Raw genomic sequence first — 15,766 nt, 5'->3', positions numbered from 1 at the left:
TTTCTATTTGAATTACATTCATCATCCCTAGAAAACTAAGCTTTTACAAAAAGATATAAAATTCAATTAAGATTCTGATATTAGATCCACAAGCAATGAAAAGAAACTAAAAATTTGCCAACCAAGTGCCTTAGATATTGGCAATTGGTTGACAAATCATATAAAGTATATGAAAAATTGATGATTGTTTCAAAAAAACTCTATTATTTCTTCGGTTCATCCTCGTCCATTTTCAGAACAGCCATGAAGGCTTCTTGAGGAACTTCAACCGAACCAACTTGTTTCATGCGTTTCTTACCATCTTTTTGTTTCTCTAATAATTTACGTTTACGTGAAATATCCCCACCATAACACTTAGCCAAAACGTTTTTACGTAACGCTTTGATCGTAGAACGTGCAGTGATTTTTTGACCAATTGCCGCTTGAACTGGCACTTCAAATTGCTGACGAGGAATTAATTTTTTCAACTTCTCAACAATTACTTTTCCACGTTCAAAAGCAAAATCTTTATGCACAATAAAACTTAAGGCATCGACTTTTTCTGAGTTCAATAAAATGTCCATCTTCGATAAATTGCTCTTACGATAACCGATCATTTCGTAATCTAATGACGCATATCCTTTTGTACCAGACTTCAAACGGTCAAAGAAATCATAAACAATCTCAGACAATGGCATATCATAAATGACATTTACTCGGTATTCATCCAAATAATCCATTGTGACAAATTCCCCGCGTTTACGTTGAGAAATTTCCATCACAGCTCCGACATATTCATTTGGCACCATGATCGTTGCTTTAACATATGGTTCTTCAACAAAATCCACTGAACTTTGATCTGGGAATTCGGCAGGATTATCAACAACGATCTTTGTCCCATCCGTCTTTGTTACATGATAAATTACAGAAGGAGCCGTTGTGATCAAATCAAGATTAAATTCTCTTTCTAAACGTTCTTGAATAACATCCATATGCAACAGACCTAAAAATCCGCAACGGTAACCAAAGCCTAACGCTTGAGAAGACTCTGCTTCAAACTGTAACGCAGCATCATTTAATTGTAATTTTTCTAAAGCTTCTCGTAACTCAACATACCGTGAATTGTCGATTGGATACAATCCGCAATAAACCATTGGATTCATTTTACGATAACCATCTAATGCTTCTTTTGCAGGATTATTCGCTAGGGTCACAGTGTCTCCTACTTGGGTATCACGAACTGTTTTAATTGCAGCTGTAATGTAGCCCACATCGCCAACCATCAAGAAATCCCGGCTGATCGGTTTCGGAGAAAATATACCAACATCTGTTACTTCAAATGTTTTATTATTATTCATCATCATAATCTTATCGCCAGGTTTTACAACCCCGTCCATGATCCGGACATTTAAAATAACCCCACGATAACTATCATAGACTGAGTCAAAAATCAATGCTTTTAACGGTGCTTCAAGATCACCTGTCGGCGCTGGAACTAAATCAACGATTTGTTCCAAAATATCTTCAATCCCAATACCCGCTTTAGCACTAGCTAAAACTGCATCACTGGCATCGATCCCGATCACATCTTCGATTTCTGTACGAACACGCTCTGGATCTGCTGCTGGTAAATCGATTTTATTGATAACTGGAATAATCTCCAAATCATTATCCAAAGCTAGATAAACATTTGCTAGCGTTTGTGCTTCAATTCCTTGAGCCGCATCAACAACTAAAATCGCTCCTTCACAGGCTGCTAAACTTCTTGATACTTCATAAGTAAAATCGACATGTCCTGGCGTATCGATCAAATGAAAAATGTACTCTTCACCATCTTTAGCGGTATATGTCAACTCTACTGCATTTAACTTGATCGTAATTCCACGTTCACGTTCCAAATCCATAGCATCCAGCAATTGATCTTGCATTTCACGATCCGACACAGTTTCAGTCTTTTGCAAAATACGGTCAGCCAGTGTGGATTTCCCATGGTCAATATGAGCAATAATGGAAAAGTTACGTATTTTTTCTTGTCTTTGCTTCATTTCATTTATATTCATTAATAGTCCTCATTTCTTTTATGAAAAGCTGAATGAGCTTGTGATTTCATTAAATAGTTTATTCGCTCATCGCTCAGATCATTTTCAATCAGCACTTCCCATTATAGCAAGATTTCCACTGAAATTAAAGAACTTTCCTATGTTTGCCTACGGCTTTTACAAATCCGTTGATTTATCTCATATTCTTAGTAAGTAATACTCTATTTATTCCATTTTTTTTGATATACTGGAGATAGTAAACTAATTGGAGATGGAAAAATGGACCAAAAAGAGTTCAGAGATAATTTAGAATTAAAAGCGGTAGATGAAAAATATGTGGATCAGTTCAATGAATTATTGAGTTATGTCTTTCAATTTACGGAAGCTGATTTAGAAGAAAGCGGCTATGAAAGTAAAAAAGAATTGATCAAATCAAAACAACCTATTTTAGAGCAATCAAAAGTATTCGGGTGGTTTCATGATGAACAACTGATTTCTCAAATTGCGATTTATCCCTGTGAAGTAAATATACATGGGAAGCTTTTCAAAATGGGGGGTATTACAGGTGTTGGGACCTATCCTGAATATGCGAATCACGGCTTGATGCAAGATTTGATTCATCTAGCACTTAAAAATATGAGAAAAGATAAACAATGGATTTCTTATCTTTACCCATACAGCATTCCATACTATCGTAGAAAAGGCTGGGAAATCATGTCAGATAAGCTGTCGTTCAAAATTCGTGATACCCAATTACCTAAGCAAATTACTGTTCCAGGAATGGTGGAACGTGTAAGTGTAGACCACGAAGACGTATTTACGGTTTATGCTAAATTTGCTCGTCAAAATCATGGTGCCTTGATCCGAAGTGAATTTAATTGGGAGGAATATTGGCGCTTTGAAAATGAAGATGAACGCACGGCTGCTGTTTATTATGGAGCGAATCAAGAACCTTTAGGTGTGCTGTTTTACTGGGTAGCGGAAGATGTGTTTCATATCAAAGAAATGTTCTACATCAATCAAGAAGCACGTAATGGACTATGGAATTTCATTTCGGCTCACTTTTCAATGATTGATTGGGCTGAGGGAGATATTTATAAAAATGAACCCCTTGCTTTTTTACTTGATGACAGCCAGATCAAAGAAACGATCGAACCTTATTATATGGCTAGAATTGTAGATGTTAAGGAAATGCTGTTAGCTTATCCCTATGCAAGTACCGCAAAACCATTTCACTTTGTGGTCAATGACCCTGTTGCTGAATGGAACAATGGTGTTTTTAGTTTACTATGGGATGAAGATGATCAAGTTTCTGTGACGGATGAGCCATTAGGTCAAGCGGTACAAATCGATATTCAGACTTTGACTTGTCTCTTGATGAATTATCGCCGTCCAACATACTTGCATCGAATCGAACGTTTAAATACGGATAAGGAAACTTTAAATTCTTTGGAACGAATTTTCCCTGATCAAGAAGCCTATTTTAGTGATTACTTCTGAGGATTTATTGATTGCCAAAAGAGCTTTATTATTAAATGACGATTACTGGAGGAAACATACATGAAACTATACTTTGCTGGACCGATGTTTGCAAAAGCAGACTTACTTTATAATGAATATATGGTGAAACAAATCCGTGACTTAGATGATTCGATTGAGGTTTATTTACCGCAGGAAAATGGTGCGATCAATGATAAAACCGCCTATGCTGATAGTAAAATGATTGCTTTAGCTGACACTGAAAAAGTTCTTGAAAGTGATTTGCTTGTAGCTATTTTAGATGGTATTACAATCGATGCTGGTGTAGCATCTGAAATCGGTGTTGCTTATGCCAAAAATATTCCAATGATTGCTTTGTATACAGATACTCGTCAACAAGGTTTTGATAACCAGAAAAAACTAGCAGCTTTAGGCGATACTGCAGAAAATCAATTCCACTATTTGAACTTGTACACTGTAGGTTTAGTTAAATTGAATGGGACTGTTGTCAGCACAGAGCAAGAATTTTTAGATTTGATCAAAGAACAGTTAAACAAATAATTTACTTGCTTATTATAATATAAGGATATCGGAGGCTTTTATATGAAATTGGAATTTGAGGATAAACAAGAAAAAAGCGCCTTTTATTTTTTACTTGCATTTGGTGTTATTACGTTAGTCGTCAATATCATTAAGACATTTGTGGTTCAACCAACTGAACAATACGTATTGTTGACGTTTGAAATGATTGCAGGAATTGCTGTGATTTTTGTTCCTTTTGTTTTCACAAAATTTACTGGATTGGTTTTCCCAAAAATGGTACGGCTTTATTATTGGTTCTTCATTTGGATCGCAGTTTTTCTAGGGACAGGGTTACGATTAATTATCATTGTGCCATTTTGGGATAAAATTCTTCATGCAGTCAGCCCGATTTTATTAGTCGCTGTGGGTTATGCAATTATTGGCTATTGTTTACGTGACTCAGATTTTTCTAAAATCAGTCCTTGGTTATTCATTATTATGGGCTTTGCCTTTGCTGGATTATGCGGCGTTTTCTGGGAGTTCTGGGAATTTCTTTGTGATTCGCTAGGGAATATGAACTTGCAACGTTATATGACAGAAGCAGGTCAACCTTATATCGGTCGTGCAGCCTTAATGGATACTATGGGGGATTTATTTACTAATACGATCGGTGCATTGATTTTAACGGTTTATAGTTTCACGCAACGTCATAAACCTGACTATTTTAAAGCTTATGCGTTTAGAAAAGTGAATAAATAAAAAAACGACAACTTTAGTCATTCTAAAGTTGTCGTTTTTTATTTATTCTACTTCTAACTCAACTGAAATATTTCCTCTTGTTGCTTTTGAGTATGGACATACTTCATGAGCTGTCTTAACTAATTCTTCTGCTTTTTCACGATCGACATCATCGATTTTTACCGATAATACAACCCCAACTTGAAAGCCAGTTTGTTCATCGCTAAATAATGAAACAGTCGCTTTTACTGTGCTTTTTGATGTAATTTTTTGTTGTGCCATCACAAGTTCTAAAGCACTGTTGAAACAAGAGCTATATGCTGCTGCAAATAATTGCTCTGGATTTGTTTTATTTTCTTGATGAGGACCAGGAGATGTCACTTGATAATTAAATGATTTATCTGGTGAGAAAACTTCTCCTTCTCTTCCGCCTGTATTGATGATCGTTGTTGAATAGATTTTTTTCATGATTCTTTCCTCCAATTCCTATTTTCATAACTATATCGTACAATTAAATTGTACACAATATTTTCGTCGATGTACAATAGTTTGCTTCATACCATTCAATTCTACTTCTAAAAAAACTCCAAAAAGCAGGGATTTAAATCATCCTCTTCTTTTTGAAGTCTTTGGGTACTATATTTTAATGGTTGATTTCACCAATTTGTTTGCTTAAAGAGTTGATTTGTTCAATTAATGAAAAATATTCTTTTTCATTGAAATCAAGCTGATTTAAACACCCTTGTACTTGATCATAGATTTCTGTTTCTAATTGAGCCGCTTTTTCTGAAAGCGAAACAATCACGATCCGTTCATCTTCTGGCAGTCTATTGCGATGAATGTAACCATTTTTCTCCATCCTTTTCAACATAGGAGTTAATGTTCCTGTATCAAGCGCTAGTTTTTCACCAATATCTGAGATCCTTTGATCTGAATATTCCCATAAAACGAGCAAGACTAAATATTGGGGATAGGTTAAATGAAATGGTTTCAACGCCTTAGCATACATTCTGTTAAACTGTTTTGAGGCTGTTTGTAAAGAAAAACAAAGCTGCTCTTCTAATCTTCTGTTTTTTTTATTCACTAAATCCCTCTTTTAAATTGTTATTATAATAGTTAGATTCTACACAATATCATTTTTAAAATCAATTTTTTACACTTAAAAAAATGTGGCTGAGACATAACTTTTCGCGTTATGTCTCAGCCACTTAGAATCCGAATAAACAATTGTAAAAAAGTAGTTCCTTCTTTCTCAGAACTAGGCATTTTGCCCCACTCTTTTACTTTCTAACTTATTCTTCTATTGGTTCATTTTCAAAAACTAACTGTTCATTCAACAGACTGATCGTTACTTTTGTTTTCGGCAATACTCGGCCTGAAACGATTTCTTTTGCTAATGGAGTTTCTACTTCCTTCGTAATAAAACGTTTCAATGGACGAGCTCCGTAAGCTGGATCATAACCACTTTCAGCGATCCAAGTTTTTGCTTCATCAGAAATCACTAATTCAATTTCTTGATGTTCTAAACGTTTCGCTAATTGAGCCGTCATTTTTCCGATAATGCCTTTGACATTTTCTAGGCTTAGTGGTGTAAATAAAATTGTGTCATCAATTCGATTTAGGAATTCTGGTTTGAAATTCCCGCGTAAAATCGTCATCACTTGCTCTTCAACAGCTTCTGGAATCGTTCCTTCTGGCGTCACACCTTCAAGCAATAATTGAGAGCCAATGTTACTTGTCATGATCAAGACAGTATTTTTAAAATCAACCACTCGGCCTTTAGAATCCGTCAAGCGACCATCATCTAACACTTGAAGTAAAATGTTGAACACATCAGGATGCGCTTTTTCGATTTCATCTAGTAAAACGATCGTATATGGATTACGACGAACAGCTTCAGTTAATTGACCGCCTTCTTCGTAACCAATGTAACCTGGAGGAGCTCCAACCAAGCGAGATACACTGTGTTTTTCCATATACTCACTCATATCGATCCGAACCATGTGATCTTCTGAATCGAAAAGATCTTCTGCTAAAGCTTTAGCAAGTTCTGTCTTACCAACACCTGTTGGACCTAAGAATAAGAAAGAACCTAATGGACGATTTGGATCTTGTAAACCAGCACGAGAACGAATCACTGCATCACTCACAGCATCTACAGCTTCATCTTGACCGATGACACGTTTGTGAAGGGTTTCGTTCAATTTCATTAGTTTTTCCCGTTCTCCTTCAACTAGTTTGGTTACAGGAATGCCCGTTAAACGACCAACGACTTGCGCAATCTCATTTTCAGTTACAGCTTCTTGTACCATGCGTACATTGTCTTTCGCATTTTTAGCTTCAAGCTGTTTCAATTCTTCTTCTAATTGTGGAATCGTACCATGACGAAGAACAGCTGCTCGTTCTAAATCATAATTATTTTCAGCATCTTCTAGTTCATGTTTTGCTTTATCGATTTCTCCACGTTTATTGCTGACAGCATTGACTTCTTCTTTTTCTGTTTCCCATTGCATCTTCATTGCATTGGCTTCTTCTCGAAGATCAGCCAGTTCTTCTTGTAATGCACCTAAACGTTTTTTACTAGCGTCATCTGATTCTTTTTTCAACGCCGCCTCTTCAATCTCTAATTGCATTAAACGACGTGTTACTTGATCCAGTTCAGTTGGCATTGAATTCATTTCAACCCGAATTGTCGCACTTGCTTCATCGACTAAATCAATAGCTTTATCTGGCAAGAACCGATCAGTTATATAACGATCTGATAAAGTAGCCGCAGCCACCAAGGCATTATCGTGGATATTTACGCTATGATGAATTTCAAAACGTTCTTTAAGCCCACGTAAAATACTGATCGTATCTTCCACCGTTGGTTCTTTCACTAAGACTTTTTGGAAACGACGCTCTAACGCTTTATCTTTTTCCATGTACTGACGATATTCATCTAGTGTTGTAGCACCGATCAAATGTAATTCCCCACGAGCTAACATTGGTTTTAATAAGTTTCCGGCATCCATACTACCTTCTGTTTTGCCTGCACCAACAATGTTGTGAATCTCATCAATGAATAAAATGATACGACCTTCACTTTTCTTTACTTCTTTTAGGACTGCTTTTAGGCGTTCTTCAAATTCGCCTCGGAATTTAGCTCCGGCAATCAAAGCCCCCATATCTAATGAAAAAATTGTTTTATCTTTTAAGTTTTCAGGCACGTCTTTACGAACGATTCGTTGTGCTAACCCTTCGACGATTGCTGTTTTACCAACCCCTGGTTCACCAATCAAAACAGGATTATTTTTTGTTTTACGAGATAAAATCCGAATCACGTCACGGATTTCTTCATCACGACCGATAATTGGATCTTGATTACCGCTTTTAACTTGTTGGACTAAGTCCACCCCATATTTTTCTAATGCTTTGTATTGTTCTTCTTGATTTTGAGAAGTCACACGATCTCCCCCTCTCATGTCTTCGATATTTTTACGTAGTTCTTTTTCTGTGATTCCTTGACTTGTTAAATATTTTGTTAAACGATAATTTTTCAATTTCATCAACGCTAAGATCACGATTTCAGTTGCTAGAAACTCATCTTGAAACGATTCTCTAAGTTTGTCTGCTTCACCTAATAAGTTAAACAGATTCTGACTCATGCTTTGACCATATTGAATATTGCTGCCTTGAATACTTGGATATTCATCGATTGCTTTATCGATTTCGCGCTCAAAAGCATCTACATCAACTCCAGCGTCTGTATAAAAATTACGACCAAAATGATTCGGCTGCAAAAAAATCTTCCATAGGTGAGCAATATCGATTTCCTGATGATGACGAGTGACTGCTACTTGTTGCGCCTCTGCGATTGCCTCTTGTAAAGTCGTTGTCATTTTTTCGATGTTCATAGAATTACCTCCTAAATTTAAAAGCGTAACGGGCTCGTTCAGATTCGAATGAAAAATAGGAAATTATGAATGAGGTGCTTTTTGCCTCAATCATAATTTATCTTTTTTCCGAGAAGCTAGCCCGTGTAGCTAGATGCTATTAAAGTATAACGAGCTTGATCAGCCTTGACTGAAAAATAGAAAAATATGAGTGTGATGCTTTTGGTCACAATCCTATTTTGTCTTTTTTCCGAAAGGCTAGCTCGTGGAACTAGATACTGTTAAAGTGTAACGAGCGCTGCTCCAACTAATACATATTGCATTCTTCTCCACGAAACTTGTCTACACTATAATATAGTATCGTTTATTCCTCAAAAAGACATTAGGTCTTTTGTACTATTTTTTCAAGGACTAAAGTCTGATCAACTTTGACCTTATAAATCAATTATACTCAATTGGTCAGTAAAGGTCAAATAAAAACTATGCTATTTTGACAAATTCTTTCTCTCTATTTTATGATACAACTTATTCATTTTTTCGCAAATATTATTATCGTTGGAATAAAAAATGGGGGTTGAGCTATAACTTTCCAAGTTATAGCTCAACCCCCAAAAATCCAAACAATCAATAACTCTAATTACAGTATTGTAACGATGAGCTAGCTGAAAATGCTTAGAGTAGCTAAACCTATACAAACAACAAAAATTAGAGTTCACCTCAACCAAAAACGAATGTTTTTGGTTGAGGTACTCAATTAAATAAGAAGGATAGAGAAATCCTCTATCCCAAATGTATATTTTATGCAACTCTATTGAACACTCTAAAATCTTGTAACAACAGCGTTCAAAAAATGATCAATTGCCTATACCCTATTGAACCTTTTAACTCTAATTCATTTTAAATATATTTCCTAAAATTATCCTCCAATATTTAAACTACCTTTAAATCAATGTTCGACTGGTACCTTGATTATCAAAAAATCCTTTTCAGAATAAGTTCCTCTTAGTAAACTTTGAGGATAATAATATTTAAATGTGAGATAATCAACTTTGCTTGCTAACTGTTTGGTTTTGATTGAGAATGTCATACTGTTCGTTTCACCTTTATTTATATCTTTATCGTTTTGTGTACCACCAAAATTTACTACATCGTTTTTATTGTCAGTTATTTTCGAGTTACTTAAAAGAGTCCAGCTCATCTCATATGGTTCTGAGTAATTAATATTCTCATAAGTTACTTCTAACAGAAGCTCATGCTCACTTTCTTTTGTAAGAGTGGCCTCTGTTTTAAAATTAATCATACTGCTACTTGCTTTCGTAATAGTAAATGCAACTAATGGTTGATTTGATTTTGTTATGACAACGCGCTCATTAATGCCATATTCTTTTTTTTCTGTAGCTAAATCGTGATTTTCTACCAGCTGATTTTTTTTCATTTCGTCCTCTACACTGGATAGTTTAGTTCTATATTCTTCTAATTGTCTCTGATCACTACAACCTGTTATAACAAAAAAAAGTAAGCTACATGCTACAAAAATATATTTTTGTGTTTTCAATTTGTCCATTCCTCCATATATTGTACAGTTGTCCTTTTAATAATATCAATTTATAAGGAAAAATGCGACTAAATAAAAACATAGTGTCCACAAAAAATAGCTTTTTGTGGACACTACAATTGTTTTCCTATATTTCTTTAATCTATCCTATTACTTTCAAAGCAGCAAAAAAACTGGCGACTGATTGGATAACAGAAGTACCTGTTGTAGCTACAGCTGTTCCAAAACTAACACCTGATGCAACAACAAAGCCACCACATAATGCTAATCCTGTTAAACCAACGAAACCTGCAACTTTTAATTGTGCATCTACTCGTTTCATAGACTCTTGAATCCGATCAACATCTGCATTCATACCCGGAGGTAATTTACTTGGATCTACAAAGATTCCTAGAGTAATTTGGTATTTGCATGGTACATCTTGGCCATCAATATTTCCAGCTACATAACTTCCTGTAAAATAAATTTCCATTCCTACTTCAGTAAACGAATCAGCTTTAAATCGCACTTGGATTTCTCCTTCATTTGCGATATCAGCCAACTGATTAATTGTTTCCACCAATGAATCATCGGCACCCACAATATCCAATGCATTTTGAAGTTCTTCTAATTTTTTAGCAAATTTGATCTCTGGTTTCCCATTTTTAATAACGAATTTTGCATCTGCATCGCCACTACTTGAAATTTCATTTTCTAATTTTAAAGTCATCTTGATTTGTCCAAAATAAACAGTATGTTCAATCTCTGATTTAAAATCAAGCCCTACAACCTTGCGAAAGGCTTTTAGTCGATTAGCAATTTCATTAGCAATTTCTGCTTCTTTCGCTGTTTTTGTTTCTGATGATACACCCTGTTTATCGACATTTTGTGGTGCATTAAACGTACTCTGCCCAACATCAAATAAACCAGACATCGCTACTTTATCCAGCGGAATTCCTTGTAGCTCATACTCATTATATTGATCAAAAGACCAATTTCTTGGCATTTTATAACCTAAATTTGCACTAAACCCTGAAGACATATCCGAAACAAAACAATTCGTGATTTGAACGATCTGGTCTGTCGCCTGTGCACATACATTTCTTGGTGCATATAACGAAACTTTATACTCTGGATAGTGTTGACGCATAGAATCAACTACATCTCTTAGATAAGCAATAATATAGGGAATTTCATCACCTAAGACATCAAAATCACACGCAAAATAAATGGTTGTATGATCTTTGAATCCTAATGATTTTGCTGCTGCCCCTGCTAAACGCGCATCGGTCCAGCCTTGACCTGCTGTTTTAAAGTACTCTAAATACCAACCGCCATCCTGATAGATCGGAAAAATTTTAAAATTATTTTTCTTTAATAGATTTATTTCATTCACGGTTAGATTTTTCGGTCGCTCTTGTGCACCAACTCCAACGGTTCCTGTTAAGTATCTACCAATCGTGTTATATCCAGCATTTTTTAGTAAATCTACATGTGATTGTTTTAAAATTTGCATAGAAGTATCACATGCATTTGACGGTCGTTCAGTATCTCCAGTAGTTGCTAATAATGCTTTAATAACTGGCATATCTGCACTTCCTCGTTCCACATCCCCAATCTTCATAAATTTTCTAAAGCTACGAACTGCATCTGCAACCTGTTGAGTAAATATTCCGTCAAAGGGGCCTTTGTATTCGTCATTCACGTATAATGCATACTGTAACAACTTGATATTCGCTTTATTTGGATGTCCAATGTTAATCGTAGGACAACTCACTGTTGTGCCAGGGCCAAAATAACCATTTGCATAACCAACAAACATGCCCATTTCACATTGCAAACCATAAATAATCGCTTGGTTGGTATCTCTTTGATAAATTCCGTCACATGGAAGTAAGCCAAAATATTCATTATAGTTTCTATTTAATTCTTGTTGCATCAATCGAATCTTCGGATCACCTAATAGTGAAAATGCACTCATATCAAGTAAAGCCTTCATTAGCATTGCAGTTAAATAGCCATCGGGTTTTAATCCCGCCATTTCTTGAAATTCTGAGACAGCATCCTTTGTATATTTTGTGTATTTTCCATCAAGTGGATTAGTCCCGCTTACCCCTGGATTAATTCCTTTACACCAAAAGCCACCTTGTAAAATTTTTACGATATTTACTTTTGGTGTACCGCCATCTTTAAATGTTGGTTCCACTTTCTCTTTAAAATATCGTTCCGTAGTAGGTCCAAAATTATCTGAAGTTGCGGTAATTCCCATTTCTTGTTGCAATGCTCTTCTCAAAGCATAAATAGTTCGCCAACCAGTTTTCCCATCTTGAGGTACCATACCAGTCTCAAAAGAATATGTTTTATTTAACCATTTTTGTGTTTCTAAAACCATCTGATCCATTAAAATCCCTGCTTTCTTTTTTTAATTCATATCATTACGTAATAATATGAAATTAGTATAGCAAGAATATTCAAACTTAAACTTTCACATTCCTTTCAAAAAACTTCCACAAAAAAAGCTCCACATAAGGAGCTTATAAAATAGTCAAACTATTTAAATCAAATATTGATAATTTGGTACGCTTGCCATTGGCTTGGTGCACTTCCATAATATGTGTACATTGTATTTATACCAGGATAATAGTTATATGAATTTGCTGGCAACAATGTTCCCGATAGTCTTCCTGAAAATGTTTGTGTTGCTTGTTGAGCAGTACCTACCATTGCAGAGTCATAGCCCGAATAATATCTCAAATATGGACCATTTGCAGTAGATTGATAAACAGTGTTCAAAGAGTTCCAACCTCTATTTCTCGCAAAATGACCAGATACAGAAGCACCATGTCCAAGACCCTTATAATTAAACGACGAAACAATACCTCGAGGTGTAGGTTTCACAACATTAGATTCTTTGTCTTTCTCTAAAATCTCTTTTGCAACTTCGACTGTAACAGCATTTGGTGCTGTTTCACTATTAACAACAGTCAGTTCATTCTCGCCTAATCCAAACTTTCCTATAGTAGCTTCTCCATGTAAAAAAGTACCGTCTGACAATTTCACAACCTTATCTGTATCTTCTAATCCTATAAAAGCAACATCTTCTACTGGTACATCAGCTGCTTTTTCTGGAGCTTTATACTCTGCGGCCCACACTTGCTTATTGAAACCTAACACGGCTCCACCCAATAAGATAGTAAACATTATTTTTTTCATTTTAAACTCTCCTTTTTAATATATATAAATTTATTGACTCTGCTTATTAGCCAATTCATTTATTTCCTCTTTGTGAGCCTCAATCAACGCTTTAAGCTCATGAACTGTTATCCCTTGAGGATCATTAGTAGTATCAATTTTTCTATTACTAGAATTTTTAGTTTTAAAATCAATTACCCCATTTAAAACTTCTCCTGACGAAGTAACAACAATTCGATCCGAATCTTCATTAAATTCATCTAACAAATCTACAATTTCCATAGCTGTATGATCTTTGAAAATATTATAGATCTGTTCACCATTTATCCCCTTAAAATCAACAATTGATTCTTCTTCCACAGTACTACTTATTGCGCTAGAGTCAACTTCCGAATTTATGTTTAATTTCTCCGCACTAGTCAAAACTTCATCAAGGTCTTTAGATTGTGAAATATTTTTACTAAATACAAAAGTTAATCCCAATAATACAATCGATACAGAAACTGCTAAAATACCTATTGATTTGCGTTTCATCTTGGACATCTCCTCACATATTTTGTGATACTTTTATTACAGTAAATAGTACCATATGCTAGTTAAAAAAACAACAAGTATATTACAATTAACATTGTGAAAGGTTGCGTCAAGAATTATGTGTAAATGAAAAATCCATTCCATTACTTAATGTTTTTGGAAAACGCATATTTAAGAGAAACTTTTTTATTTAGAAAAACAGAATTTTACATAAATGCTATTTTACTTTTGATCTAACTTTCGCTTAAATTCATTAACAATTGGTTTTATTTCCAAATATATTCCTGAAAAAAATCTTTCCACTCTTTTCCACTCTAATGAAGAACTCATTGCATGCCTAATTAGAACTCTTCTAAGATTTTCAAAATCTTTGTACAAGTATGTCGGTACATCTTTTGAATCAAAAAAACGTAAACTGGTATTCTCTACTTTAGAATATGTATTTCTTAACTGTCTTAAATCTTCGTAATCAAGCTCTTCTCCTTTCCCAGGATACCTCAATTCGTACCATGTTAAACATGTAAAATATTTTTCAAACTCTCTGTACTTTTCAAAGAATATTGGAAAGGTCTTCTCCATATTTAGTATGTTTACATTTCTCGATAGCTCTGCTAACCTAGTCAGCTCACGAAGATTTTCCTCTACCTTTTTTTGAGTAGTCGATAAATCTAACTGCTGACTTGTCAGCATATTAATGCTCTCACTAATTTGAAGATTGAATTCTCTCCAATTTTTCCTGACGTTCATCAAGAATTTGATTTTTAATTTTCAAGTCATCCTTAGTTTTTTTAGCTTCCTTCTTAGCGATCCAAACAGCCCCTGCTAAAAGAAACAGAATGCCAATAATTTGAATTATAATTCCTGAATAATCTGGAGATTGAATAGCCTCAACTAACCTATTTGCCATTTCTTCATTCATGACATCCCGTCTTTCTTTTCAAAAATGAATACTTGCGCAATGGATCGGTCCAATGCATCGGCAACGTCATGCGCTAACAATAAACTAGGAGAAAATTCTTCCCGTTCTAATCGATACCTTGTTTGATAAGAGACGTTTACCTTTCTACTTAATTCCGTTCGCAGCATCCCCTTACTCTCTCTAATTTCTCTTATTCTATTTTTAAAGAAGTAAGGAGCATTCTTTTCTCGTTTAGGTATTGATTCTCTATCCACCATTATTGATCCACCTTGCTACCTATCTTGTTCTAAATTTCTAAATCATTTTTGTCTTGATCAAAAGCGAATGCTACTCCGTTCGCTTTGACAGCAAACCCAGCACATAACGCAACCTCAATTTCTGTGTTATCATGCCTAATTTTTTGTATCGATTTCACATCATAACCATTAAACTCTAGCAACAGCTTAACTTCATCGATTGTCCATCCATAAAGCTCATTGTTGTATTTGTCTTTTAAAAATACTCGTTTATTCATGATCCCTCTGTATAAAGGATTATCTTTTTCCTTTCCCCATCGAATAAATTCACTCAATAAGCCCTCTTGATACGGAGAAAGTTGTGTTTGAGGGTCATGAGTATAGATACTCCCATCAATAATCCCAATTAAAACTTTAAGAAATGAAGGACTTACTCTTTCAAACACCATCGAACCAACAAAATAATTTTCATTTACTTCAGATTATCCAAAAGTAGTTACTATATCTTTTATCATAACCGCTGCACTAAGATTTACAAATTCTATTGTGATTGATAGATATTGATCATCTGACAAATCAAAATAGATTGAGTTACTTTTGCCAATTTGATTGCTGATTTGATAAACTCTGACGCTTTTTTTATCTATCTTATAATTTACTGGTCGACCATTTGACTCGATACTAGCTTCTAAATATCTAATAATCTCCGCTTTAGTCAT

At 34.9% G+C, this 15,766-nt stretch carries 16 protein-coding genes; 3 read left to right on the top strand and 13 right to left on the bottom strand.

Annotation, left to right across the window (positions count from 1 at the left end; all coding sequences use genetic code 11):
• Positions 1-203 precede the first annotated feature (203 nt).
• Entirely contained in the window at positions 204-2,039 is a 1,836-nt protein-coding gene (lepA, locus tag AC4BB7_RS07555) for a translation elongation factor 4 (protein ID WP_086312814.1), read from the bottom strand.
• A 258-nt stretch (positions 2,040-2,297) separates the two neighbouring features.
• Here lepA and AC4BB7_RS07550 point away from each other — a divergent pair, with 258 nt between their 5' ends.
• Genes AC4BB7_RS07550 through AC4BB7_RS07540 form a run of 3 tightly spaced genes read left to right on the top strand, consistent with a single transcriptional unit; the run spans position 2,298 to position 4,778 of the window.
• Positions 2,298-3,518 (top strand): GNAT family N-acetyltransferase, encoded by a 1,221-nt coding sequence (locus tag AC4BB7_RS07550; RefSeq protein ID WP_490484948.1) that lies wholly within the window; start codon positions 2,298-2,300, stop codon positions 3,516-3,518.
• Positions 3,519-3,578: 60 nt separating this feature from the next.
• Positions 3,579-4,058 carry a nucleoside 2-deoxyribosyltransferase gene (locus tag AC4BB7_RS07545; protein WP_490484947.1) on the top strand — a complete coding sequence of 160 codons (480 nt, stop codon included), beginning with the start codon at positions 3,579-3,581 and terminating at the stop codon, positions 4,056-4,058.
• Positions 4,059-4,100: 42 nt separating this feature from the next.
• On the top strand, positions 4,101-4,778 hold the full coding sequence (locus AC4BB7_RS07540) for a DUF2238 domain-containing protein (protein ID WP_086312811.1): 678 nt from the start codon (positions 4,101-4,103) through the stop codon (positions 4,776-4,778).
• 42 nt (positions 4,779-4,820) lie between these two features.
• Here the strand turns inward: AC4BB7_RS07540 and AC4BB7_RS07535 are convergent, their stop codons facing one another.
• The 12 genes from AC4BB7_RS07535 to AC4BB7_RS07480 form a co-directional block, all read right to left on the bottom strand.
• Positions 4,821-5,225: an organic hydroperoxide resistance protein gene (locus AC4BB7_RS07535; RefSeq protein ID WP_490484946.1), complete on the bottom strand. Its 405-nt coding sequence runs from the start codon at positions 5,223-5,225 to the stop codon at positions 4,821-4,823.
• Between the two features lie 175 nt (positions 5,226-5,400).
• On the bottom strand, positions 5,401-5,841 hold the full coding sequence (locus tag AC4BB7_RS07530) for a MarR family winged helix-turn-helix transcriptional regulator (protein ID WP_490484945.1): 441 nt from the start codon (positions 5,839-5,841) through the stop codon (positions 5,401-5,403).
• A 208-nt stretch (positions 5,842-6,049) separates the two neighbouring features.
• Positions 6,050-8,653 (bottom strand): ATP-dependent chaperone ClpB, encoded by a 2,604-nt coding sequence (clpB, locus tag AC4BB7_RS07525; protein WP_490484944.1) that lies wholly within the window; start codon positions 8,651-8,653, stop codon positions 6,050-6,052.
• A gap of 925 nt (positions 8,654-9,578) precedes the next feature.
• Positions 9,579-10,187, bottom strand: a complete 609-nt coding sequence (locus tag AC4BB7_RS07520) for a hypothetical protein (RefSeq protein ID WP_490484943.1) — start codon at positions 10,185-10,187, stop codon at positions 9,579-9,581.
• A gap of 142 nt (positions 10,188-10,329) precedes the next feature.
• Positions 10,330-12,567, bottom strand: coding sequence for a glycoside hydrolase domain-containing protein (locus AC4BB7_RS07515; protein ID WP_490484942.1), 2,238 nt, complete (start codon positions 12,565-12,567; stop codon positions 10,330-10,332).
• A 158-nt stretch (positions 12,568-12,725) separates the two neighbouring features.
• The gene (locus AC4BB7_RS07510) at positions 12,726-13,379 is read right to left on the bottom strand and encodes a hypothetical protein (RefSeq protein WP_490484941.1); all 654 of its coding nucleotides are present in this window, start codon (positions 13,377-13,379) and stop codon (positions 12,726-12,728) included.
• 30 nt (positions 13,380-13,409) lie between these two features.
• The gene (locus AC4BB7_RS07505; protein ID WP_490484940.1) at positions 13,410-13,892 is read right to left on the bottom strand and encodes a hypothetical protein; all 483 of its coding nucleotides are present in this window, start codon (positions 13,890-13,892) and stop codon (positions 13,410-13,412) included.
• Positions 13,893-14,114: 222 nt separating this feature from the next.
• Positions 14,115-14,582: a hypothetical protein gene (locus AC4BB7_RS07500; RefSeq protein ID WP_490484939.1), complete on the bottom strand. Its 468-nt coding sequence runs from the start codon at positions 14,580-14,582 to the stop codon at positions 14,115-14,117.
• Positions 14,583-14,595: 13 nt separating this feature from the next.
• A complete protein-coding gene (locus AC4BB7_RS07495) occupies positions 14,596-14,811 on the bottom strand; it encodes a hypothetical protein (RefSeq protein WP_490484938.1) in 216 nt (71 codons plus the stop codon).
• A complete protein-coding gene (locus AC4BB7_RS07490) occupies positions 14,808-15,068 on the bottom strand; it encodes a helix-turn-helix transcriptional regulator (RefSeq protein WP_490484937.1) in 261 nt (86 codons plus the stop codon). Before AC4BB7_RS07490 ends, AC4BB7_RS07495 begins: the two co-directional genes overlap by 4 nt.
• Positions 15,069-15,097: 29 nt before the next feature.
• Positions 15,098-15,382, bottom strand: a complete 285-nt coding sequence (locus tag AC4BB7_RS07485) for a hypothetical protein (protein WP_490484936.1) — start codon at positions 15,380-15,382, stop codon at positions 15,098-15,100.
• A 147-nt stretch (positions 15,383-15,529) separates the two neighbouring features.
• Entirely contained in the window at positions 15,530-15,766 is a 237-nt protein-coding gene (locus AC4BB7_RS07480; protein ID WP_490484935.1) for a hypothetical protein, read from the bottom strand.

This window comes from Enterococcus sp. AAFC-DPL-5182 (assembly GCF_058216605.1).
Note: the sequence above shows the minus strand (reverse complement) of the source record. Positions and strands in the feature narration are given on the sequence as shown.